Genomic DNA, 22,990 nt, shown 5'->3' with positions numbered 1-22,990 from the left:
TTTACACTAAAATCGTTGGATAAAACAAAAAAGTCTAGCAGAGTTGAAGCTCCGCTAGACTACGATTAAATTTACTATTTCCAAAAATCATCGAAGATCGTGATTGGTAAATGGCGTTTGTGCTGCGTTTTATTCCACCAATTTTCAATCGTTGCTTGCGCCTTTTCGTCAATTGACTTACCTTCTAAGTAGTCATCAATATCATCATAGGTTACTCCTAATGCTACCTCATCAGAGATTAATGGCTTCCCATCTTCTAAATCAGCCGTCGGAACCTTCAAATACAAAGCTTCTTCCGCTCCTAATTCTTTCAACAGCATTTTACCTTGACGTTTATTTAAGCGGAACAGTGGTAAAATATCCGCGCCGCCATCGCCAAATTTAGTAAAGAAACCTGTGATATTTTCAGCCGCATGATCTGTTCCGATAACAGCTCCTTGATTGCCGCCAGCAATTCCATATTGAGTGATCATTCGTTGACGTGCTTTAATATTTCCTTTGTTAAAATCACTGATTGCAACACCAGCTTCTTCTAATGCGGCAACCTCCGCGTCGACAGCTTCCTTGATGTTCACGCTTAAGCTAACATCTGGATTGATAAAATCTAATGCTCGCTTAGCATCCGCTTCATCAGCCTGAGAACCATAAGGCAATCGTACAGCGATAAATTTATACGTATCATCACCTGTCTCTTGCCGCATCTCTTCCATCGTAAGCTGAGCAAGCCGACCAGCCAAGGATGAATCTTGCCCTCCACTGATTCCTAAAACAAATGTCTTTAGAAACGGATATTTCCTTAGATAATCCTTTAAAAACTCAATACTTTTACGAATTTCTTCTTTGGGATCAATGGTAGGTTTCGTCCCTAATTCCTTAATGATTTCTTCTTGCAGCTTCATCATAAGCTTCACTCCTTTAATCTTCTTGCTCTGTTTTTACCACAGATCTACGCACTTGGTCCATAATTTTGTTTTTATGGTTCCAACACTTCGTAGAAAGATCAACTGGATATTTTTGTGGATTTAGATCACGTTTGTATTCTTCCCACAGTGAATCTAAGCTGGCTTTAGCAGTCTGCTTAACTTCTTCTAAATCCGGCAAATCATAAATAAGCTTGCCATCTATATAGATGTCTCTTAAGACTGGACGAGCCTCAAAATTTTTCACCGTTTTATTGATATATGGATAAACTGGATGGAACATATAAATTTCTTTCTCTTCTCGTGGATCCTCATCCCATAGTGTGACATAATCGCCTTCTGATTTGCCGTCAGTTTTACGTGTAATCCGCCAAACTTGTTTTTTACCGGGAGTCGTAACTTTCTCTGCATTACTAGAGAGTTTAATGGTATCCACCATCTCCCCTTGCTCATTTTCGATTGAAACCAACTTGAAAACGGCCCCAAGCGCTGGCTGATCATAAGCCGTAATTAGTTTTGTACCAACTCCCCAAACATCGATCTTCGCATGTTGCATCTTTAAGTTCAAAATTGTACTTTCATCTAGATCGTTAGATGCATAGATCTTCGCGTCAGGGAAACCCGCTTCATCTAATTGTTGGCGGACTCGTTTGGAAATATAAGCCATATCACCGCTATCAATCCGTACACCCAAGAAATTGATTTTATCACCCATTTCTCGAGCAACTTTGATTGCACTTGGTACACCTGATTTGATCGTATCATAGGTATCTACTAAAAAAACACAGTCTCGATGAGTCTCAGCATAAGCTCTAAAACCATCGTAATCATTGCCATAGGATTGGATCAATGAATGGGCATGGGTACCGCTATCAGGAATTCCAAAAATCTTTCCTGCTCGTACATTACTTGTAGCATCGGCTCCACCAATATAGGCAGCCCGGGTGCCCCAAAGTGCAGCGTCTAATTCCTGAGCTCGGCGTGTACCAAACTCTAATAAGGGATCGTCACCAATTACTGATTTGATTCGAGCAGCTTTCGTAGCAATCAGCGTTTGGAAATTCACAATGTTCAAAAGCGCCGTTTCAACCAATTGACATTGGAGTAATGGCCCTTCCACCTGAATAATCGGTTCATTGCTGAAGACCAATTCACCTTCCACTGCAGAACGAACAGTGCAAGTAAACTTAAAGTCACGCAAATAATCAATAAAATCGGCCGGATAATGTTCTACCTCTGATAAATAGGCCAAATCGCTTTCACTGAAAGTTAATTCTTCCAAATACTTTACAAGTCGTTCAAGACCGGCAAAGATGACATAACCATTATCAAATGGCATACTGCGAAAATAGCACTCGAATACGGAATGAAGATCTGCTCGTCCTGTCTCCCAGTAAGTTTTCATCATATTGATCTGATAAAGGTCCGTATGAAGTGTCAAACTGTCATCTTCGTACAACTTTTTCATAGTCATGCTCCTCATTTGTTTTTAGTAAAATAAACTATTTCACTTATTATAGCACAAGAATTCCGAGGCAACAGTGTTAGCTCTTCAACATAAAAAAATCTATTTAAAATGACTACTCTATATCTATTTATTGCTGGTTGGAAAAGGAAAAAAAGAAAAAGGCCTTAAGCCTTTCTCGATTCAAGATTATTCTTTTGGAATTTTATACTCCACCGCAATGATATCTTTATAGGATTCTTTAGGTCTAAGACCCGCTTCGATAATTTGTTTTTTGTAGCCAACATCTACGGTAACATCTTCACGATCCACTTTTAACAATCGATGAATAATTGTATCTACTTCTTGATGACTGATTTTGCGCTTACGATTCAGCAACAATAAATCAATTGTATCAAAGCGGTCAGCGTAAATGATCTTCGTCCGATCATATGCAAATAATTTAAGCAGCTTTACAGCTGGGCGTTTATCAAAAAAATATTTGGTTAGATTAGGATACAGTGTTTCTAAGTTAACATTACTATTCAACGGTGTTTCGATTAATTTCATTCAACATTCTCCTATCCCTACATATTTTTATTCTATAAGACTGATATGTTTTCTTTATAATGATATTTTACCATATGAAGCAAACGTTTTTTAATGAATAAAAAAAATCTTATAAAAAAGAAATAGATTGATAAAATCGCCTTATAATCACTTGCAATCAAAAAATATATTCTGCTTAATTTGTTTTTTTAAAGATATAGAATTCTAAAAAATTATAGAATTCATCAGTCCATTTAGAAAAAAAGCCACCGGAAATTTTCCGATGACTTTACGTCTTATGATGAACTAATTACATCATACCGCCCATCATTGATGGGTCCATTGCTGGTGCAGCAGCAGCTCCACCTTCAACAGGTTTGTCAGCAACAACTGCTTCAGTTGTTAATAGCAACGCAGATACTGATGCAGCATTTTGCAAGGCTGAACGAGTAACTTTTGTTGGGTCAACAATCCCAGCATCGATCATATTGACATATTCACCTGATGCTGCATTGAAACCAGTTCCTTGATCAGCATTTTTCAATTTATCGATTACAACTGAACCTTCAAAGCCAGCATTTTCAGCAATTTGACGAACTGGTTCTTCTAGTGCGCGTACTACAATTTTTATACCAGTTGCAGCATCGCCTTCAGCCTCTAATTCAGATACTTTTTTAATAACATTAACTAAGGCAGTTCCACCACCAGATACGATTCCTTCTTCAACAGCAGCACGTGTTGAGTTTAAGGCATCTTCAATACGAAGTTTTAGTTCTTTTAATTCTGTTTCTGTAGCCGCACCAACTTTAACGACTGCAACACCGCCAGCAAGTTTTGCCAAGCGTTCTTGAAGTTTTTCACGATCAAAATCAGAAGTTGTTTCACCAATTTGGCGTTTGATCATTTCAACACGATCATTCAATGCAGCTTTATCGCCAGAACCTTCAACGATTGTAGTATTATCTTTGTCTACAACAACTTTACCAGCAGTACCTAAGTTTTCAATTGTTGCTTCCTTAAGGTCTAATCCAAGATCTTCTGTAATTACAGTAGCGCCAGTTAAGATTGCGATATCTTCAAGCATAGCTTTACGACGATCACCAAAACCAGGAGCTTTCACTGCTACCACATTAAATGTTCCACGAATTTTATTCAATACCAATGTTGGTAATGCTTCGCCATCCACGTCATCAGCGATAATCAATAGTGAACGAGATTGTTGCAATACTTGTTCTAACAATGGCAAAATATCTTGAATATTCGAGATTTTCTTATCTGTGATCAAGATATATGGGTTTTCTAAAGCAGCTTCCATTTTATCGTTATCAGTAACCATGTATTGTGATAGGTAACCACGATCAAATTGCATTCCTTCAACTACGTCTAGTTCAGTATCGATCCCTTTAGATTCTTCTATTGTGATAACTCCATCGTTACCAACTTTTTCCATTGCTTCAGCAATTAACTTACCGACTTCTTCACTGCCAGAAGAAACAGCCGCAACTTGTGCAATAGCATCTTTCGAATCAACAACTTTAGAAATGCTATGCAATTCCTCAACTGCTGCTTTTGTAGCTAATTCGATTCCGCGGCGGATACCCATTGGGTTTGCTCCAGCAGTTACGTTCTTCAAGCCTTCACGAACGATTGCTTGTGTAAGAACGGTAGCTGTCGTTGTACCATCACCAGCGATATCATTTGTTTTTGAAGCAACTTCTGAAACTAATTTTGCACCCATATTTTCGAAATGATCATCTAACTCGATGTCTTTTGCGATTGTTACACCGTCATTTGTGATCAACGGAGAACCATAAGATTTTTCTAAAACAACATTGCGTCCTTTTGGTCCTAATGTAACTTTGACTGTATCTGCTAATTTGTCTACACCACGTAGCATTGCTGCGCGAGCATCTTCAGAAAATTTAATATCTTTTGCCATGATTCTTTCACCTCATTATTTTTTTTATTCTACAATTGCCATAATATCTTTTGCAGCGATGATTAAGTATTCGTTGCCTTCATATTTCACTTCTGTACCTGCGTATTTTTCAAACATTACCATATCACCAACAGCTACTGGCATTGGACTTTTTTGACCGTTTTCCAGCACATTGCCTTCACCGACAGCTACAACTTTAGCTGTTTGCGGTTTTTCTTTGGCCGCTGAAGCTAAGACTAGGCCTCCAACTGTTTTTTCTTCTTCTTGAGTAACTTCAAGAATGACACGATCACCTAATGGTTTTAACACAATAAATCCCTCCAACTAGTAATGATTTTCTAAGTTGTTAGCACTCTTGGTTATCGAGTGCTAACTCACAATTCTTATAATACCATTTTTGTTTCTTTTTGCAAGTCCTTCGTCTGCTTTTTTGATTTTTTCTACACTAAGTTTTTAATGATATATGGTATACTTGGGAACGATAAATGTTTAGAAAGGAATACTAATGACTGAAAAAAAATATAGTTTTATTACAATCTTCACTTATGGATTAGTGCTTTTTTCACCAGTTCTTTTTCAGAGTCTTCTAAAAGCCGGACCATCATTGATTATTCAGTTAACGACTCTAACCTATTTTCTAGGTGCTATCCTAATGATTTTTTATCGTATCAAATCAAAAACGTTTGGCTTAGAAACGCGACAAAAAAATCTTTTGATCACTATTGTAATTGGAATCGTTGGAATCCCAGCATCCCTAATTCTACAAATGCTTATTTTGCAAATCGAGCAGCGTTTTCTTGGGCAATCAGTGGCTTCACAAAATACTCAAAACATTGTCCAACTGATTATGAACAATATGATTTTCATCTTAGCAACCACTATTGCTGGACCAATCATGGAAGAATTTGTATTTCGCCGTGCGATTTTCGGCTCATTAGAAAAAAGATTTGGTTTTTTCTTACCTGCACTACTAAGCTCTGCCCTATTCGCTTTTGCTCATAATGATGGCCACTATCTTTTATATGCAGGTCTAGGTTGCTTGTTTTGCGGTATGTATCGTTATAGCGGTCGTATCTGGACTTCTATGATCACTCATGTAGGTATGAATCTGTTAGTTATATTGACACAATTGGCATTGCAGTCGTAAGTGATACCAATCGAATCTTTTGCTATTTTATAAAAACCTCCTTAGACTAAAGATACAATGTAGCCTAAGGAGGTTTTTGTATGAAAGTAGCAATTATCGGTGCTACCGGTCATGCCGGTTCACTGATTTTAGCAGAAGCGTTGAATCGTAATTTAGCTGTAACCGCAATCGTACGCCATCCAGAAAAATTAGAGGTAGAGGTACCAATTTTAGTGAAGGATTTATTTGAACTTACTAAAAATGAGATGGAATTTTTTGATGTTGTAATCAACGCGTTTCGTCCACCAGTCGGAAAAGAACAACTGCACCAAACATCCCTAAAACATCTCATCACTATTTTACGAGGAACTGATACACGTTTGATTGTAGTTGGCGGAGCTTCTTCGCTGTTTATTGACGATAAGCATAGAATGATTGAACTTTCTGATCCAAACGCCAATTATTATCCAACTGCCTACAATATGTACCAAGCGTTTTTAGACTTGAAAGCCGCGCAACAATTAAATTGGACCTACCTAAGTCCAGCGGCAAACTTTATCCCAGACGGGTTACGTACGGGCCATTATCAAGTTAGTGATGATCACTTACGCAAAAATGCCGCTGGTAAAAGTGAGATCAGTATGGCAGACTATGCCATTGCAATGATCGATGAAGTCATTGAACCGAGACACTTAAATCAGCATTTTAGTGTTTACAGTTAGAAAAAGGCAAGCCTGCAAAAGCAAGCTTGCCTTTTTAGATCGCATATAATTCGGTTGCACTATCTGGATCGGTATCAAAAATTTGGAACTGGTGATTCACACCAAGATCATAACGCGTAAGTGTTTCTTCCATCGTCATATGCGCCAATTCCTTCATATTATTCTCTTTACTTAAATGTCCTAAATAGATTCTCTTTGTCCGGTCGCCTAAAATGTCGGTCATAACTAATGCTCCATCATCATTAGACAAATGTCCGCGATCACCCAAAATACGTTGCTTTAAGCTCCATGGGTAGGCTCCCATCCGCAACATTTCCAAATCATGATTGCTCTCAACTAAATATGCGTCAGCATCTCGAATCGTTCCTCTCACATGCTCACTAGCATAACCAGTATCCGTCAGCATCACGAAAGAATGGCCATCCTTATAGAAACGATAAAACTGCGGAGCAGCAGCATCATGTGAAACGCCAAAACTTTCGATGTCTAAATCACCCAAAGTCAATACTTTTCCCATCTCAAAGATATGTTTCTGTTCCACATCAACTTTTCCGATCAAAGGAGCCATCGCTTCCCAAGTTTTTTCGTTGGCATAAACAGGTAATTTATATTTTCTCGCTAAAACTCCAACGCCATGAATATGGTCGCGGTGTTCATGAGTAACTAAAATCGCATCTAAATCCTCAGGTTTTCGATCGACCTCTGCCAATAGCGAAGTGATTTTTTTTCCACTTAAGCCAGCATCGACCAAGATTCTTTTTCGCGGACTTTCTAAGTATAAAGAATTTCCAGTACTGCCGCTGGCTAAGATGCTGATATTGAAGGCATTATTCATTTCTAACATGAGCAATTGGTCCCCTTTTTTAAAACTGTCCTCAGTATACAACCCTTTTTATGGATTTTCCACCTTTGGAACTAAATTATTCGTAATCACCTGATTATTTAACGCATTTACTTTTTCAATCTGCGTTGTCTTGTCTGGAGTGCTTATTTTAACAAACCACACTGGAACATAGACATTTTTTTCCCGCACCTCAAGTGTTCTAAAATACCCCAAATAAATATTGGTAATCGTCGAATCGCTTGGAATACTGTTATTGATATACAGCGTATTTAAAATCTCTTTTTCAGAATAAAGTGTCATTTTTTCACGTAAGGGTTCAATTTCTTTTAGACGAGTCTGAGTATACTTGATGATTTGTTCTTGATCATTGTTTTTTTCGATGTCCAGTGTCACACGGGAGGTCTCATCCACAAATGGAATTCCTTCATAGGATTGAGCTCCGACAATTTTACTTAACTCATCGTCTTTCTTAGAAATATCTGGCAAGTAAGTATACTCTTGTCCATCCATAATGAAATCCGCATCCTTCATGAGACGATTAAAACTGCTAGTAGCTTTTTTTAAATCAAATTTTTTCTCTCCACCTGGATAACTCGTTAATACTCTGTCTGTGATATTTGAATTTCTCGCAATCGTTTGATTCCCTGAAGCACCTAATAATGTTTCAAAATTATCTTGCTCTGCACTTAGATAATATCCTTCACGGTGCTCATCAGATACGTCTTCCTTGATCTTGATTTCATCGTTATCCAAACGTTGTAAAATGTCCTCCCGCTGATTTGAACTTGTAACAAGACTTTGCTCATGCTGATTGTTCCAATAAATACTGAAAAGAAAGATGTTCAATCCAACAAAGACGAGAAAAAAGATCCATTCGATTTTTCTAAAATCCAATTAACTCGCCTCCGTTTCAAAGTTTCCTTGCATCAGCTGATTAGCAGAATACCAATTATTGTCATATTTAACAAACCATTCCGGAGTCAAAGCAACCAACTTATTCACACCATCAATATCTTGCCATGTGTAGCCGATAATAAAACTTTGAACTTTATCAAGATCAAAGCCAACTGCGGCCAGACTATTTTCAACTTCTAAGGTACTGGGTAGTTCTACTTCTTCATCTGAAGGAATTGGTACCTGTACAGTATCCATACTCGTTTCAATTTTAATTTGCGGTGTCGATGCAGTAGTCGAATCTTCGATTTTCACACTCATTTTTCCTTTTGATGATGGGCTAAATATCGGATAGCCTTCAACAAAGATCCGAAAATTAATCTGTCCTTCATGATGATCAAAGTAGCGCAGATTACCCACAGCAGTTCCTAGACGGCTAACATAATTGAAGCTCTGACTATATATGCTTTCTTTAGATAAATCACTTGGTAGTTCACCATTGAATGTAACCAAACGTTTTTGTTCGTCCATCACTAGTTCTTCATGTCCACTAACAAAAGAACGCATACCACTTTCTTCTTCCTCGCCTCTAGCTTGATCAGGGTTTTGAAAGAACGCGTTACGAAATAGAGAATAAGATTGGGTAGTTAAAATATAACTATATTTCTTTAAACGAACTCGATCTTTTGTGCGCAAAAGACGGGGAACTAAAGGATTTTCAGCCAACATTGGCAAATATTTCTCTTGATTTTTTTGATAAATCGTTTCTAAACCAGTGAAATCTGCTGAAATCGTCGCTTCATATACTGTGTCTTTGCTGTAATTTAAAAAGCGAATTTTTTTCTTAGAAAAATCTACTTGTATTTTTGAAAACGTCAGCTTTTCTGACTCCTTCACTGAATTCAAATTAATCGGCATATCAAAAACCTTTACGTATTCAGTCAAAGAGAAGCCGCCTTCGTAATTCAACTCAATTCCATCATTTAAGCTGTAGTAATTCTTTATCTCTTCTTCACCCTGTGCGACCTCTTGAAGTTGTCCATAGGTACTTTCTGTTAAACGTGCTTGGGTCGTAGCTAATAAATTCTCGCTACTTGTTTGAAATTTACCTTCGCTCACATCCCAAATACCACGGATCGGTAAAAAAGCATCTGTTGCCTTTGCGTAATTCTGATCATTTTTCACTGCTTGCTTACTTGTATTGATATCGGCAGTTTTTGAGGTGGGACTAAGCCAAATGGCATAAGTCAAGACGAGACTGAGCAAGATCAGAATAAAAAGCGCGATGCGGATGATTTTTTCTGATAATTTCATTCCCAAATATCCTCCTCATAAGGTTCATAAGGTAAAGAAATGTAGAAGGTGGAGCCTTTCCCTTCAACACTTTCGACCCAAATTTGACCTTGGTGGGCTTTCATAACTTCTTTAGAGATAGCTAAACCTAGCCCTGTGCCCCCTTGTTGACGGGCTCTTGCCTTATCTACACGATAGAAACGCTCAAATACTTTTTCTAAATCTTTCTTAGGAATTCCCAAGCCTTCATCAGAAATGCTCAAAACAACATTGTTGTGCGTCTCCATTAAATGAACTTCGATTTTTCCGCCGTCTGGTGAATACTTGATCGCATTATTCATGATATTGTCGATTACCTGCATGATCTTATCTGTGTCGATTTCAACCCACAAATCCCGCTCTGTAAATTCACGGACAATTCGATAGTTTTTCTCTTGGTTGTTGACCATCATGTCGAAGCGATCCAAAATATAATCCACCAGTTCATTGAAGTTAACCAACTCAAGATCCATCTGCTGTGCTCCAGAATCCATCCGAGAAAGATTTAATAGATCATTGATCATACGAATCATACGGTCAGTTTCACCCAAAGTCACATGGATAAATTCTGGTGCTACGCTCTTATCCTCCCATGCGCCTTCTTCTAATGCTTCTAAATAGCTGCGAACACTAGTTAGAGGCGTACGTAATTCATGAGAAACATTCGAAACAAACTGACGTCGCTCTTCCGCCGTTTTTTCTTGTTCAGTGACATCATGGATGACAACAACTAAACCGCTGATAAAGCCAGATTCACGACGAATCATAGCAAAATCTGATCGTAACGTCATGCGATCTTCCTCAGAGTCAGATTTTGAACGGTCAATTAATATCTCTTCTGGTGTCTCTAATAATTTCCGTAATGTGTACTCTTCCTCTAAATCCAACAAAGTCAAAATTGATTGACCGATGGCTTGTTCACTCGTCGTGTTCAACAAGGACAGAGCCATCTCATTGATAGTGATAACTTTTCCACGGCGATCCGTAGCAATAACCCCATCTGTCATATGAGTCAAAACACTGTCTAAACGATTTCGCTCTGCTTCCATCGTATCTTGAGCATCTTCAATTCGATCAGATAGTTTATTGAAGGTTTCCGCTAATTGACTTAGTTCATCATGTCCTTGAACATCAACCTTTTCTGAATAATCACCTTGTGCGATCCGTACTGCTTGTTTTTGCATTTCCTTGATCGGCTTTGTAATGGAACGCGCCACCAATAATGCCACAACGATTGAAATTAACCCTGCAATCAAAGAAGCAGTGAAGAAAATCAATGCAGTATTACCGATTTCCGAGTATTTCTGTTCGATATCGCTCTTAACATAAAGAGCCCCGATCACAGCCGAATCGCCGGTCGGGGACTGAATTGGTTGAACATTGATATATACCCGTTTATTATTGTCATCCAAAGTGACGTATTGTTTCATTGAAAAGTCATCAATATCACTATATTCGTTTCGTTTCCCAACGATAGAATCTTTTTGGCCTACGTCATTGGTTGCTAGAACGATTCCTTTATCATCTACAACCCACATTTCCTTAATATCAGCAGCGGAGTTGTTTTCTAAGAGACGTTGCAGCTGATCAGCTTCGTTCTCGCTATCCTCTGCCATCGTTGAACCAAGTGTTGTACTCAACAATGCTACTCGTTGATTCATTTCTTTGGTAAAATTCTCAATCGTTGATTTTTCAAGCCCTCGAATAAAGTACGCTCCGATAATCTCGATGGATATCAGTAAGATTAAAATAAATGAAAAGGCGATCTTAAAGTTGACTGATCGATAAAAACGGACTTTCTTTTCCATACTTACTCCTGTTCAGGGTTGCGTAAATAATAACCTACGCCACGTCTTGTTACTAAATAGGTTGGATGGCTTGGATTATCCTCGATTTTTTCTCGCAAACGACGCACAGTCACATCCACGGTACGTACATCCCCGAAGTAATCGTAACCCCAAACAGTTTGCAATAAATGCTCCCGAGTCATCACTTGACCAATATGTTTTGCTAAGTAATGCAGCAATTCAAACTCACGATGAGTTAATTCAATCGTATCTCCGTGCTTAGTTACCATGTAAGCATCTGGATGAATCGTTAAATCACCTATAGTCAAATCACTTTGTGTTGTTTGCTCTTCTTCTTTTGGCGCTTGTCCGCCCCGACGTAAATTTGCTTTTACACGAGCCACTAATTCACGATTAGAAAACGGTTTAGTTACATAATCGTCTGCTCCTAATTCTAACCCTAAAACCTTGTCGATTTCAGAATCCTTTGCCGTAACCATAATGATCGGCATTTCATGGGTCTTGCGCACTTCACGAGCCACTTCCAAACCGTCCTTTTTAGGTAACATCAAATCTAATAAAATCAAATCTGGATTGACCTCTTCGACTTTTTCCAAGGCTTCTTCACCATCGTAAGCGGTAAAGACTTCATAGCCTTCTTTGGTTAAATTGAATTTCACGATGTCCGAAATCGGCTTTTCATCGTCAACTACTAGAATTTTTTTCACTAAGAGTCACCTCATACCTTTGTAAGATTGTATGTACGCCATACCATTATACAATAATTTCAGAGCTGTTTCATCTTTTCAAACAGACGACGAATCTTTTACAACTATTACTTAAGAAAAACTAGATAAAATATTCATTTATTGAAGCCATAATAAAAAAGATGAGCACACGCCCATCTTTTATTCCAGAATCTCCAATAGAGACTTACGCCTTTATATTAGTCCAATACTTGGCATACCACACCCAGCGAACCAGGACCTGTATGGACTGACAATGCTGGTGAGACTTTACCGAAATAAATATTCTCAGCTGTAGGAAATAGTTCTTGTAATCGTTGCTTAATTTTTTCTGCTGTTTCCAATGCATCAGCTTGTGTGACTGCTAAATTGAACCGTTTATGATTTCCAATGTGCTCTTTCACCAATTGAAGTGTTTTGTCGATACTCTTATTCAACCCTCTTACTTTTGCAACAGTATAGTAAATGCCATCTGAATTACATGAAATGATCGGCTTCAATTTCAAGGCACTGCCCAATAAAGAAGAAACTAAGCCAATTCTTCCGCCTTTTTGCAAGTATTCCAATGTATCAACATTGAAAAAAATTTTCGTTTTCGGAATTTTGCTCTCAACTTCTGTGATAATCTCTGTAAAAGATTTTCCTTCCTTAACCAAGTCACCAGCATAGATTGCTAAAATCCCCGCACCAATCCCAACATTTTTCGTATCAATTGATTGAAAGACTAAGCCTTCATAATGTTCGCCCAGCACACGCAAAGCATTGTACGTTCCACTCAAGCCACTGGAAATCGTTACGATGATTACATGTGTGAACCCTTGTGCTTTGATATCATCAAATACTTGATGAATCAATTCACCATCGGGCAAAGAAGTCGTCGGTAGTTCTTTTTTGATCAATGGAAAAATAGTATCAGAACTGATATCAATCCCATCGCGGTATTCTCGATCACTAAAAATGATCCGTAATGGTACCATAAAAAAAGGACCATTATCTATAACTTTTCTTGGAACATCCGTCCCAGAGTCAACTAGGATCGCAATTTTTTCATTCATCATTTTCGCCTTCTTTCTGCTGATCCAATTGAATGATTTTTTCAGCTAACATTTTTTGTGTGAATGAAGCAACAGCGCTTTCCATCGCTAAATAATAAAAGTCATCGCTCCTGCGAGTCAAATGAACGTCCTCACCTAAAACGATTTTAGAAACTTGCCTCAATGCTTCTTCTTGTACCTCACAAAAACTATTGTAAGCATCCATCGGTTCGTTAATTGCCAGTTGCATACGAATCAACTCGTTAATATCTGGGATTGCAAAAACTTGTTTTAATAAGGTAATCGCGATCAGATATGCCAAATGATTCCGATTGTATCTCTTTTTTACTGGTGGTGGTACTAATTTATGCTTAACGTAATTGTTGACCATCGCACTAGATAAAAGTTGATGTTTTTCATCTTCAATCAGCGGCGATAAATACCGATCAACTAGAGTAATCACTTGATCCATATATAATTCTAATTCGGGTAGCTCTTCCCAACGAGGCAATCGTAATTCCTTTAGTCCTTCTGCCCAGGATCTGAGCTTAGTCTCTTCCATTTTTACACCCCTTTCAGTGTCATTTTATCAAAATTATGGAAATTATACAATATAGTTTCTAAAACTAGGTAATTGAAGAGATTTTTAATGAAATTTTTTTAGTTTATCCTTGCATTCTTTTTTTCTCAGTGCTAATATATGAAAGTACTTTGTTTGGGCCGTTAGCTCAGTTGGTAGAGCAGCTGACTCTTAATCAGCGGGTCGCGGGTTCGAGCCCCTCACGGCCCATTGGGTGCCAAACCCACGTCATCGGTACATTCTTGGCGTCTTCGGACGTTTCGAAAAGAATGTGCGCGGTGGCATTTTTTGTTTTTTTGGATAAATTTTTAGATAGTAATTTATTTTTCATTAAGATAAACGTCAAAAGAGTGTTTCATCACTCTAAGCTTAAACCGTCTTTAAAAGTTAGGCAAAAGCTAACTTTTTAGAGATGGTTATTTCATGTTTTAAAAACTCCCACTATCATAATCTCAGGCTTGATACTTTTAAAAAAACACATTGCTTCTTAAAGGATTTCATACATTAAAAAGAGCTGTAACGAACTTTTGGTTATTTCTCAAATTTGGATATGAGTAGAAAAAAATGGAGCACATTTAATCTTGTTTTTAGCAAGAATCCAATGTGTCTCCATTTTTTTACTTTCTATTTTATTTAAACTGCTATGGCTTTTTCATTTTTTAAATGCTGCAATTTCTTCTTATAATAGGCGACTTCATCTTCAGAAGAATAGATAAAGTGACCCGGTGCGATTTCTCGCAATGAACGTGCTTTTCCATCATTTGGCTCTGTCTGATACTTGATTCGGCGACGCTGGCGCTCGTGGTCGGGATCAGGCATTGGAATCGCCGACAGTAAGCTTTCTGTATACGGATGCACACCGTAATGGTAAATTTCATTGCTAGTTCCGACTTCTAACAGATGGCCATTATTCATGACACCGATACGATCACTGATATGCTTTACCATTGACAAATCATGAGCGATAAATAAGTAGGTCAGATTATGTTCTTTCTGCAAATCTTGTAATAAATTTACTACTTGTGCTTGAATTGAAACGTCCAACGCCGAGATTGGTTCGTCACAAATAATAAAACGAGGACGAACTGCTAATGCACGGGCAATCCCAATCCGTTGCCGTTGACCACCGGAAAACTCATGTGGATATCGAGTGCCATGACTTGGGTTCAATCCGACTGTTTCCAGCAAATCATTCACAAGTTTGTCCCGTTCTTTTGGTGTTTTAGCTATTCCATTAACATCAATGCCTTCAGCAATAATATCTTTGACTTTCATTCGCGGATTTAAAGAGGCATAAGGATCTTGAAAAATCATTTGCACATCACGACGAAACTCCGTCAATGCAGATTTTCCGTGAATTTTAGTCACATCTTTGCCATCGAAAAGTATTTCTCCATCTGTTTTTTGGTTTAAACGGATAATTGTTCGGCCGGTAGTGGACTTTCCGCTACCGGATTCTCCTACTAAACCAAATGTTTCTCCTTCGTTAATATGGAAGCTAACATCGTTAACGGCACGGACTTCGTTTTTACTGCCAGTATTGAAATATTGTTTTAAATTTTTTACTTCTAATAATCGTTTTTCCATCATAGTCCTCCGTTTTCTATACGCGATTTAAGCAGAATACTGATTTTGTTTTTTACGAAAAATATCCCAACGTCGTTGAATTTCGGCTGGTGGTGCAATTACTGTTGCCTGTGGTGCTAACAACCAAGTCGCAGCCTTGTGGGTGTCAGATAATTCAAAAAATGGCGGTTCCAGCTCTGCATCGATTTTCAAAGCAAACTCATTTCGCGGATAAAAGGCATCGCCCTTTGGCGGATCTAATAGGTCTGGAGGCGAGCCGGGAATTGCGTACAGACGATCGTTCTCGCTTTCTAGCGTCGGCATAGATCCAAGCAATCCCCAGGTATATGGATGTTGCGGATTATAAAAGATTTCTTCGGCGGTTCCAACTTCTACAATTTTCCCCGCATACATTACAGCTACGCGATCTGCAACATTCGCCACGACACCAAGATCATGGGTAATAAAAATAATCGACGTTTCAATTTTTTCTTGAATTTCTTTTAATAATTCTAAAATTTGCGCTTGAATCGTTACATCTAAAGCAGTCGTTGGCTCGTCAGCAATCAAAATTTCTGGATTACAGATTAACGCAATCGCAATTACAATCCGTTGACGTTGCCCACCTGAAAATTGATGAGGATAGTTTTTCAAGCGTTTTTCCGCATCTGGTATCCCTACTAGATTCAACAAATCTAACGCCGCTTTTAAGCTTTCCTTCTTCGATACATTTTTGTGTTTTCGCAACGATTCTGCTACTTGCTTGCCAATTGTCATCGTAGGATCAAGGGAGGTCATGGGGTCTTGAAAGATCATTGCAATCTCACGGCCACGGATCTTTTGCATTTCCTTTTCTGATTTATTAACGATGTCTTGACCTTTGAAAAGAATCTGTCCTTCATCAATATTGGCATTGCTGGAAAGCAGGCGCATGATCGTACGAGTTGTAACAGATTTCCCGCTGCCTGATTCCCCTACAATTGCCAGAGTTTCTCCTTTGTTCAAATCAAAATCCACACCGCGAATCGCTCGAACCTTTCCGGCATAGGTGTCGAACGAAATGTTCAAATTATTTACTTCTAAAATTTTCTCCATAATATCGTCACTCTTTCATTTTCGGATCGAATGCGTCACGTAGACCATCGGCTAATAAATTGAAACAAATCATGATCAGCGAGATAGTTACCGCTGGAATCCATAGTAAGTATGGCAAGTACAAGAATGTTTTGTATCCATCGTTCAATAGAGTACCTAATGAAGCTGCTGGCGGTGTCAATCCTAACCCAATAAAACTTAGAAAGGCTTCGAAGAAAATCGCAGTCGGAATACTGAACATCATTTGAATAATAATCACACTGGAGATGTTCGGAATAATATGCTTGAAGGCGATCTTCCATTTTGATTCACCTAAAGTCATTCCCGCTAAAACATATTCCTGATCTTTCAGCTTAAGGGTTTGGGCTCGGACAATCCGTGCCATCGGTATCCAGTTGGTGATCGCCATTGCAGCCACGATCGAGAATATTCCTGGTTCAAAAACAACCAGCATCAAGATCATAACCACCAAGTTTGGGATTCCCGAAAGAATCTCTAAAAAACGTTGCATCGCGTTATCGACTTTGCCGCCTAGCATTCCGGAAATTAATCCGTAAGCGACGCCGATTGTTATATCAAAAAGGGCTGCGATAAAGGCGATCAACAATGAAATCCGTGTCCCCATGAACAAACGGCTTAGCACATCACGACCCAACCCGTCTGTTCCTAATAGATAATTTACGTTATCTGGAATATCTGCTTGCGCGTATTTATCGACTAATTCACCAGCAACCATGGTTTTCCCATTTAGACCATTGATATTTATTCCAGGTACTCGTGGCGGCAAATTAATAAAATCCACATTCTGCTTGCTTGGATTGTGAGGCGAGACAAAAATTGTTAGGATCGAAATCGCGATGATTACGATCAAAAGCACCATTGAAATGACTGCCGCTTTATTTTTCTTCAAACGACGCCAAGAATCTTGTAAGAAATTCAACGAAGGGGCCGCAATCTCCTCGCGCTCCTCTTCCGTATTTTTTTGTAAGGGTTGAAATTCATCAGCAGGAATATCAACGATTGAAGGATATTTCATTTCCATTAGCTTTTGCTCCCTTCTGATAGACGAATTCGAGGATCAACCAACCCATAAAGTAGATCAACGACTAAAATGACGAAGACCAGCATGAATGAGTAAAGGATTGTTACGGCCATGATCGTTGGATAATCATTGGTCATGATTGATTTTACGAATTGCTCTCCTATTCCTGGAATGGCGAAAATGTTTTCAACCACGAGTGATCCAGTCATCAATGCGACCGCTAAGGGGCCTAATAAGGTCATTAAGGGAATCAGGCTATTTCGTAATCCATGCCTGAAAGCAATTTCCCATCGGCTCAATCCTTTCGCCCGTGCCAGTTCAACGTAATCGCTGTGAAGCACCTCCACCATCTCGGTTCGGATGAAACGAGCCGAATCGGCCAGTGGCGACATAGCTAACGCCAGAGTTGGCAAGATCGTATAAGCAAATCCTTCCCATTTGGCAATCGGTAAAACTTGCAATTTCATAGCGAAAATATATTGAAGTAAAACAGCGAATACAAAGTTAGGGATCGAACGTCCTAAGATCGCCACTAAAGTTGAAGCAGTATCGGCCCATGAATTTTGCTTCATTGCTGAGATTGTGCCTAAGATAATTCCAACAAAGGTACCAAATACGATTGCCTGCAAACCTAATTGCAATGATGGACCGATTCGACCAGCTAACAATGCAGCAACGGCTTGATTTTTAAATTGGAAGGAAATTCCAAAGTTTCCTTGTACAAGGTTTGATAGGTAAATCCCGTATTGAACGATCACTGGTTTATCTAAACCAACTTGCTTATTCAGCATTGCAATCGTTTCAGGACTTAAGCGTTCTTGATTGGTATAAGGTGTCCCTGGTAATAATTGCATCAAGAAGAATGTGATGGTAGCAATCAACCATAGAGTAATCAACATAAAAAAGACACGCTTTAAAAAATATTTCAAATAACTGCCCATGAGGTGCCTCCTAAAATAAGTCTGATGTTCCGTTCTTATATTTTGACTTCTACTTTTATTATGGTTTAGAGTAGAAAGACATTGTGAATAACTGTTTTCTGATTCACATTTGCTATTAACTATTGGAGTGTATGTATGAAAAATAAATTATTTCCCATTGGAATCGGCGGAGGTCTGTTGGTGATCATCACGATCTACTCGATCTTGAAAGGATCACTTACTTTTTTAACCTTATCTAACCGATTTTTCTTAATTGGACTACCATTTCTAATTATTGGTACCTTGTTTTGGATTTTTTCTTCAGGCTTCTTTGACCACTTTCAGCATTCGATGCATCAAGCCTTCAGTAGAAAACAAAAGAAAAAATCAGAATTCCAAGCCCTTTCGCAAGTTGGACAGGGGCGTTATTCTTTTTGGTTGATCATTGCAGCTATTTTAATTTTAGCTTCGATCATCTGCGCATTATTGACATTGACTTAAAAGGAAGTTGGAACGTTGCTCGTTCCAACTTCTCTTTATTTATCATCAACGCTTCAGAATTATTATTAAAACAAGCTTGAAACGCCTCTTTTACGCTAAGACTATTCTTCAACATACGTCCATTTATAGTCCCATGAAGCACCGGCAGGATGATGAACGATCCCTTTGACTTTCTCGTTAACTAAATGAGCTTCAGATAGTTGGTACAGTGGTGCGACACCTGATTCTTTCGAAATGATCTCATTGGCTTTTTGCAGATCTTCCCATCGAGCTTCTTCGTCACTAGCATCCTTATTGCCAGAAGCATCAACTAATTTGTCATACTCTTCATTGCTCCAACGTCCGCGGTTATATGAGTTTCCTGTTACAAACAAATCAGTGAAACTTGATGGATCAGCATAGTCAGCTCCCCAACCACCAAGTAGGACATCAAAGTCTCCAGCATTTGATCGATCTAATCGAACAGAAAATGGCACTGGGGTTGGTTTCACGGTCATTCCTGGCAACGTGTCTTCCAGAACACCTTGAATATACTCAATAACTTTTTTAGATGAATCTGTATCAGAAGCCATCAGCTCGAAGGACAATTCATCGATGCCTAACTCTTTTTTCGCTTTATCCCAATATTCTTTGGCTTTTTCTTTATCATAAGGTGCTAATTTCCCGGCTTCCTTAGCAAAATCTTCGTCAGTCTTAGGATTTTTTGACATACCTGATGGCACTAACCCAGTCGATACGACTGAGCCGTCACCTAATACTTGATTCACTAAAGATTTACGATTGATGGCATACGAAACAGCTTTACGTAAGTTTTCGTTTTTCCATGGTGAATCTGCTTTTCGTTGATTGTATTCAAGATAGCTTGTTCGTGCTTCTTTAAACGATTTATAGGCGGAGTCATTGGCATTTTGTTGTGCCAATTCGCCAGATAAGATGACATCATCCGCCTCGCCATCTTTAAATAGATTCAATGAAGTAGAGGATTCTTTTACAACATTAACTTTTACACTAGATAATTTGACTTCGTCTTTATCCCAGTAAGTATCATTTTTCTTGTATTCCCATTCTGTATCAGTACCAGGTCCGTCAAATCCTTCTAACGTGAATGGACCATTGTAAACAGATTTGTCACTCTTAGTCGCGTATTCTTTCCCATTTTCTTCCACGACCTTCTGGTTTTGTGGGAAGAATGATGGAAAGGCTAACAAGTAATCAAAATATGGTGTTGGTTTTGCTAATTTGATTTCTAATTCATAATCACCAACTGCTTTAATCCCTAATTCCTCTGGAGCTTTTTTACCAGCAGAGATATCGGCTGCATTTTCAACAGGTTCAAAAAGATACGCATATTCTGAAGCGGTTTCTGGCTTAACGGTACGCTGCCAGCCAAAAACATAATCTTTAGCTGTAACTGGGTCGCCATTAGACCATTGGGCATCTTCTCTTAATTTGACAGTATAGGTCTTGCCGTCATCACTGACTTTCACTTTCTCACTTGCGCCAGCTGGTTGTGGCTTGTTGTCTTTATCTAAACGGTAGATTCCTTCATAAACATTATTTAGTGCAGCAAAACTGATTGTATCTGTTGCGACTGACAGATCGGCTGTCGGCATTTCCTGTTGGACCACTAAGTTAAATGTTCCGTTTCCCTTAGCTTTCGCACTCGAACTGCTCTCATCAGTCGTTGCGCTATTGCCTCCATAACAACCCGCCAATGCGAGCCCGCAAATCGCGATAATACCATATGCAAATTTGTTCCTCATATCTTTTTCCCCTTTTGATTCAATTTTCAGAATAATTATGAAGTTCTGAATATGAAGAGTAGTTTAATCATTTGTTTTTAATAAATCAAACCATATGCTCCGAATGTTCTAATATTTTTTGCTTTTTCGCAAATTATTCCTAATAAATCTTGTAAAATCGGCAATTCTCCTAAAGATTTTTTTTCAAACTAAAATTATTTTGCTATTTTCTGTTCTACTCTTGCATAGTGACATAAGCATGATAGATAATTAAATATTCATTTACAGAAAAAATTCTTTCTAATTATCCAAGGAATTTATTTTCATCCAACAACGTTTCATCAGCGTATAATTTTATTAGAAAGTATTCTAATCTTTTTTTCATAATCGTATTGACAATTCTTTTCTTTTTTTATACGATGAATACAACAATTTTTAAAAAATTCTGACAATAACGGGTGGTTGCCATGATAAAATCAATTAAGTCTTTCAACGCAACTTTATTATTATAGCTGGGACTTTCTGAAAATCATTTCATAAAGTCCCTATTCGCATTGCATCGGAAAAGAAAGTGGTTCTTTTCCGATGGAGTGCTTTTTTTATACCCGTTTTTGATTTAAGGAGGAGTAAAAATGAGAAAAATTCAATTTTTTGACACCACATTAAGAGATGGTGAACAGACACCGGGAGTAAATTTTAATACGAAAGAAAAAGTTCAGATCGCCCTTCAATTAGAAAAATGGGGCGTTGATGTTATTGAGGCTGGGTTCCCGATCGCTTCGCCTGGTGATTTTGAAGCAGTGCAAAGTATTGCGCGTCAGGTAAAGAATATGACGGTAACAGGATTAGCGCGTTGTCAGAAAAAAGACATTGATCGTGCCTACGAAGCCTTAAAGGACGCCGTTGATCCGCAGATTCACGTGTTCTTGGCAACAAGCGATGTCCATATGCAGTACAAATTAAAAATGACTCGAGAGGAAGTTCTTGCTTCTATTAAAAAGCATGTCAGTTATGCACGTAGTTTATTTGAAAAAGTTCAGTTTTCGCCTGAAGATGCCTCTCGAACAGAAAAAGATTTCCTATTAGAAGCAGTACAAACGGCCATTGATGCTGGAGCTACTATTATTAATGTCCCTGACACAGTCGGATATTCAAACCCGACGGAATATGGTGCGATTTTTAAATCACTGATCGAAAATATTCAAAGTGAACAAGAAATCTCCTTTTCTTCCCATTGTCACGACGATCTAGGAATGGCTACCGCAAACGCACTAGCTGCCATCGAAAATGGCGCGAACCGCGTTGAAGGTGCGATTAACGGAATCGGCGAACGTGCGGGCAACACCGCGTTGGAAGAAGTTGCCTTGGCACTATCAATTCGCAAAGACTTTTATCAATGCGAATCAAATATTGTATTAAATGAAACAAAAAGAACCAGTGAACTGGTTTCACGCCTTTCTGGTATTCCGGTTCCCAAAAATAAAGCGATCGTCGGCGATAATGCCTATGCGCATGAATCTGGCATTCACCAAGATGGTGTATTGAAGAATCCAGAGACTTACGAGATCATTACCCCGACTTTAGTAGGCGTCAATCAAAATTCTCTTCCACTTGGAAAATTATCGGGGCGTCATGCTTTTAACGCTAAATTGGAAGAGCTGGGCTATCAATTAAACGACACTGATAGCAAAGAAGCTTTCAAACGCTTTAAAGCATTAGCAGATAAAAAGAAACAAATTACTGATAAGGATTTAATCGCCCTGCTCGCAGATCAATATCGAGAAGAAACCGAAAAATACAAGCTAACGGATGTTCAAGTTCAATACAGCTCAAATGGCTATCAAGGAGCGATTGTCTCTATTATTAATGAAGAAAACGAAACGCAAGTAGCTTCTCAGATTGGTTCCGGAAGTATTCAAGCGATCTACAATACTATCGATGAATTACTCCAGCAAGATCCTGAACTAACTGAATATGAAATTCAAGCATTGACTGGCGGAGAAGACGCTCAAGCTGAAGTCCGTGTGACTCTGCGAGATAAGAAAAGCAACGATGAATTTCGCGGAATCGGCGTCGATTTCGATGTCCTTCATGCATCAGCCAAAGCTTACGTTCAAGCCAGTAATCACTTAAAACAAAATGGGTAGTTAAATAAACTGAAACCTAAGAATGGATTACTTAGATACACATTTTCGAAAAATGAATAC

At 38.5% G+C, this 22,990-nt stretch carries 21 protein-coding genes and 1 tRNA gene; 5 read left to right on the top strand and 17 right to left on the bottom strand.

What is annotated here, in order from left to right; genetic code table 11:
• Positions 1 to 74: 74 nt before the first annotated feature.
• The 5 genes from nadE to groES form a co-directional block, all read right to left on the bottom strand.
• The gene (gene nadE / locus OMU_RS13480; RefSeq protein WP_034876377.1) at positions 75 to 899 is read right to left on the bottom strand and encodes an ammonia-dependent NAD(+) synthetase; all 825 of its coding nucleotides are present in this window, start codon (positions 897 to 899) and stop codon (positions 75 to 77) included.
• Between the two features lie 16 nt (positions 900 to 915).
• The gene (locus tag OMU_RS13475) at positions 916 to 2,388 is read right to left on the bottom strand and encodes a nicotinate phosphoribosyltransferase (protein ID WP_016180445.1); all 1,473 of its coding nucleotides are present in this window, start codon (positions 2,386 to 2,388) and stop codon (positions 916 to 918) included.
• A 186-nt stretch (positions 2,389 to 2,574) separates the two neighbouring features.
• A complete protein-coding gene (locus tag OMU_RS13470) occupies positions 2,575 to 2,934 on the bottom strand; it encodes a DUF1827 family protein (RefSeq protein ID WP_016180444.1) in 360 nt (119 codons plus the stop codon).
• A 289-nt stretch (positions 2,935 to 3,223) separates the two neighbouring features.
• Complete coding sequence (groL, locus tag OMU_RS13465; protein ID WP_016180443.1) at positions 3,224 to 4,852, bottom strand: chaperonin GroEL; 1,629 nt, start codon at positions 4,850 to 4,852, stop codon at positions 3,224 to 3,226.
• Positions 4,853 to 4,876: 24 nt separating this feature from the next.
• Positions 4,877 to 5,161, bottom strand: coding sequence for a co-chaperone GroES (groES, locus tag OMU_RS13460; protein WP_016180442.1), 285 nt, complete (start codon positions 5,159 to 5,161; stop codon positions 4,877 to 4,879).
• A gap of 196 nt (positions 5,162 to 5,357) precedes the next feature.
• Here groES and OMU_RS13455 point away from each other — a divergent pair, with 196 nt between their 5' ends.
• Positions 5,358 to 5,999 carry a CPBP family intramembrane glutamic endopeptidase gene (locus tag OMU_RS13455; RefSeq protein ID WP_016180441.1) on the top strand — a complete coding sequence of 214 codons (642 nt, stop codon included), beginning with the start codon at positions 5,358 to 5,360 and terminating at the stop codon, positions 5,997 to 5,999.
• Between the two features lie 80 nt (positions 6,000 to 6,079).
• On the top strand, positions 6,080 to 6,700 hold the full coding sequence (locus OMU_RS13450; RefSeq protein WP_016180440.1) for an NAD(P)-dependent oxidoreductase: 621 nt from the start codon (positions 6,080 to 6,082) through the stop codon (positions 6,698 to 6,700).
• A 34-nt stretch (positions 6,701 to 6,734) separates the two neighbouring features.
• Here OMU_RS13450 and OMU_RS13445 read toward each other — a convergent pair whose 3' ends face one another.
• From OMU_RS13445 to OMU_RS13415, 7 genes are all read right to left on the bottom strand, one after another.
• A complete protein-coding gene (locus tag OMU_RS13445; protein WP_016180439.1) occupies positions 6,735 to 7,544 on the bottom strand; it encodes an MBL fold metallo-hydrolase in 810 nt (269 codons plus the stop codon).
• A 48-nt stretch (positions 7,545 to 7,592) separates the two neighbouring features.
• Positions 7,593 to 8,438: a two-component system regulatory protein YycI gene (locus OMU_RS13440; RefSeq protein ID WP_016180438.1), complete on the bottom strand. Its 846-nt coding sequence runs from the start codon at positions 8,436 to 8,438 to the stop codon at positions 7,593 to 7,595.
• The gene (locus OMU_RS13435; protein ID WP_016180437.1) at positions 8,439 to 9,752 is read right to left on the bottom strand and encodes a YycH family regulatory protein; all 1,314 of its coding nucleotides are present in this window, start codon (positions 9,750 to 9,752) and stop codon (positions 8,439 to 8,441) included. It lies immediately after the preceding gene.
• The gene (gene walK, locus OMU_RS13430; protein ID WP_016180436.1) at positions 9,749 to 11,578 is read right to left on the bottom strand and encodes a cell wall metabolism sensor histidine kinase WalK; all 1,830 of its coding nucleotides are present in this window, start codon (positions 11,576 to 11,578) and stop codon (positions 9,749 to 9,751) included. Before walK ends, OMU_RS13435 begins: the two co-directional genes overlap by 4 nt.
• Positions 11,579 to 11,580: 2 nt before the next feature.
• Positions 11,581 to 12,285, bottom strand: coding sequence for a response regulator YycF (gene yycF, locus OMU_RS13425; protein ID WP_010740621.1), 705 nt, complete (start codon positions 12,283 to 12,285; stop codon positions 11,581 to 11,583).
• A gap of 218 nt (positions 12,286 to 12,503) precedes the next feature.
• Positions 12,504 to 13,361, bottom strand: coding sequence for a DegV family protein (locus OMU_RS13420; protein ID WP_016180435.1), 858 nt, complete (start codon positions 13,359 to 13,361; stop codon positions 12,504 to 12,506).
• Positions 13,351 to 13,899, bottom strand: coding sequence for a DUF1836 domain-containing protein (locus tag OMU_RS13415; protein ID WP_016180434.1), 549 nt, complete (start codon positions 13,897 to 13,899; stop codon positions 13,351 to 13,353). The genes OMU_RS13420 and OMU_RS13415 overlap by 11 nt, the downstream gene beginning before the upstream one ends.
• A gap of 155 nt (positions 13,900 to 14,054) precedes the next feature.
• Between OMU_RS13415 and OMU_RS13410 the strand changes: the two genes are divergently transcribed.
• Positions 14,055 to 14,127 (top strand) — tRNA-Lys (locus OMU_RS13410).
• A gap of 423 nt (positions 14,128 to 14,550) precedes the next feature.
• Here OMU_RS13410 and OMU_RS13400 read toward each other — a convergent pair.
• The 4 genes from OMU_RS13400 to opp3b are packed head-to-tail and all read right to left on the bottom strand — an operon-like array spanning position 14,551 to position 18,561.
• Positions 14,551 to 15,504 carry an ABC transporter ATP-binding protein gene (locus OMU_RS13400; protein ID WP_016180433.1) on the bottom strand — a complete coding sequence of 318 codons (954 nt, stop codon included), beginning with the start codon at positions 15,502 to 15,504 and terminating at the stop codon, positions 14,551 to 14,553.
• 27 nt (positions 15,505 to 15,531) lie between these two features.
• Positions 15,532 to 16,578: an ABC transporter ATP-binding protein gene (locus OMU_RS13395; RefSeq protein ID WP_016180432.1), complete on the bottom strand. Its 1,047-nt coding sequence runs from the start codon at positions 16,576 to 16,578 to the stop codon at positions 15,532 to 15,534.
• A gap of 7 nt (positions 16,579 to 16,585) precedes the next feature.
• Positions 16,586 to 17,620 carry an oligopeptide ABC transporter permease gene (opp3C, locus tag OMU_RS13390; protein WP_016180431.1) on the bottom strand — a complete coding sequence of 345 codons (1,035 nt, stop codon included), beginning with the start codon at positions 17,618 to 17,620 and terminating at the stop codon, positions 16,586 to 16,588.
• A complete protein-coding gene (gene opp3b, locus OMU_RS13385; protein WP_016180430.1) occupies positions 17,620 to 18,561 on the bottom strand; it encodes an oligopeptide ABC transporter permease in 942 nt (313 codons plus the stop codon). Before opp3b ends, opp3C begins: the two co-directional genes overlap by 1 nt.
• A gap of 135 nt (positions 18,562 to 18,696) precedes the next feature.
• On the opposite strand from opp3b, the gene OMU_RS13380 reads away from it, so the two are divergent.
• The gene (locus OMU_RS13380; RefSeq protein ID WP_016180429.1) at positions 18,697 to 19,041 is read left to right on the top strand and encodes a DUF3899 domain-containing protein; all 345 of its coding nucleotides are present in this window, start codon (positions 18,697 to 18,699) and stop codon (positions 19,039 to 19,041) included.
• 101 nt (positions 19,042 to 19,142) lie between these two features.
• Here the strand turns inward: OMU_RS13380 and OMU_RS13375 are convergent, their stop codons facing one another.
• Positions 19,143 to 20,804, bottom strand: coding sequence for a peptide ABC transporter substrate-binding protein (locus OMU_RS13375; protein WP_016180428.1), 1,662 nt, complete (start codon positions 20,802 to 20,804; stop codon positions 19,143 to 19,145).
• Positions 20,805 to 21,415: 611 nt separating this feature from the next.
• Here OMU_RS13375 and OMU_RS13370 point away from each other — a divergent pair.
• Entirely contained in the window at positions 21,416 to 22,930 is a 1,515-nt protein-coding gene (locus tag OMU_RS13370) for a 2-isopropylmalate synthase (protein WP_016180427.1), read from the top strand.
• Positions 22,931 to 22,990: the final 60 nt, after the last annotated feature.

It is taken from the genome of Enterococcus avium ATCC 14025, from assembly GCF_000406965.1.
Lineage (GTDB): Bacteria > Bacillota > Bacilli > Lactobacillales > Enterococcaceae > Enterococcus_A > Enterococcus_A avium.
This window is presented reverse-complemented; position numbering and strand designations above follow the sequence as displayed.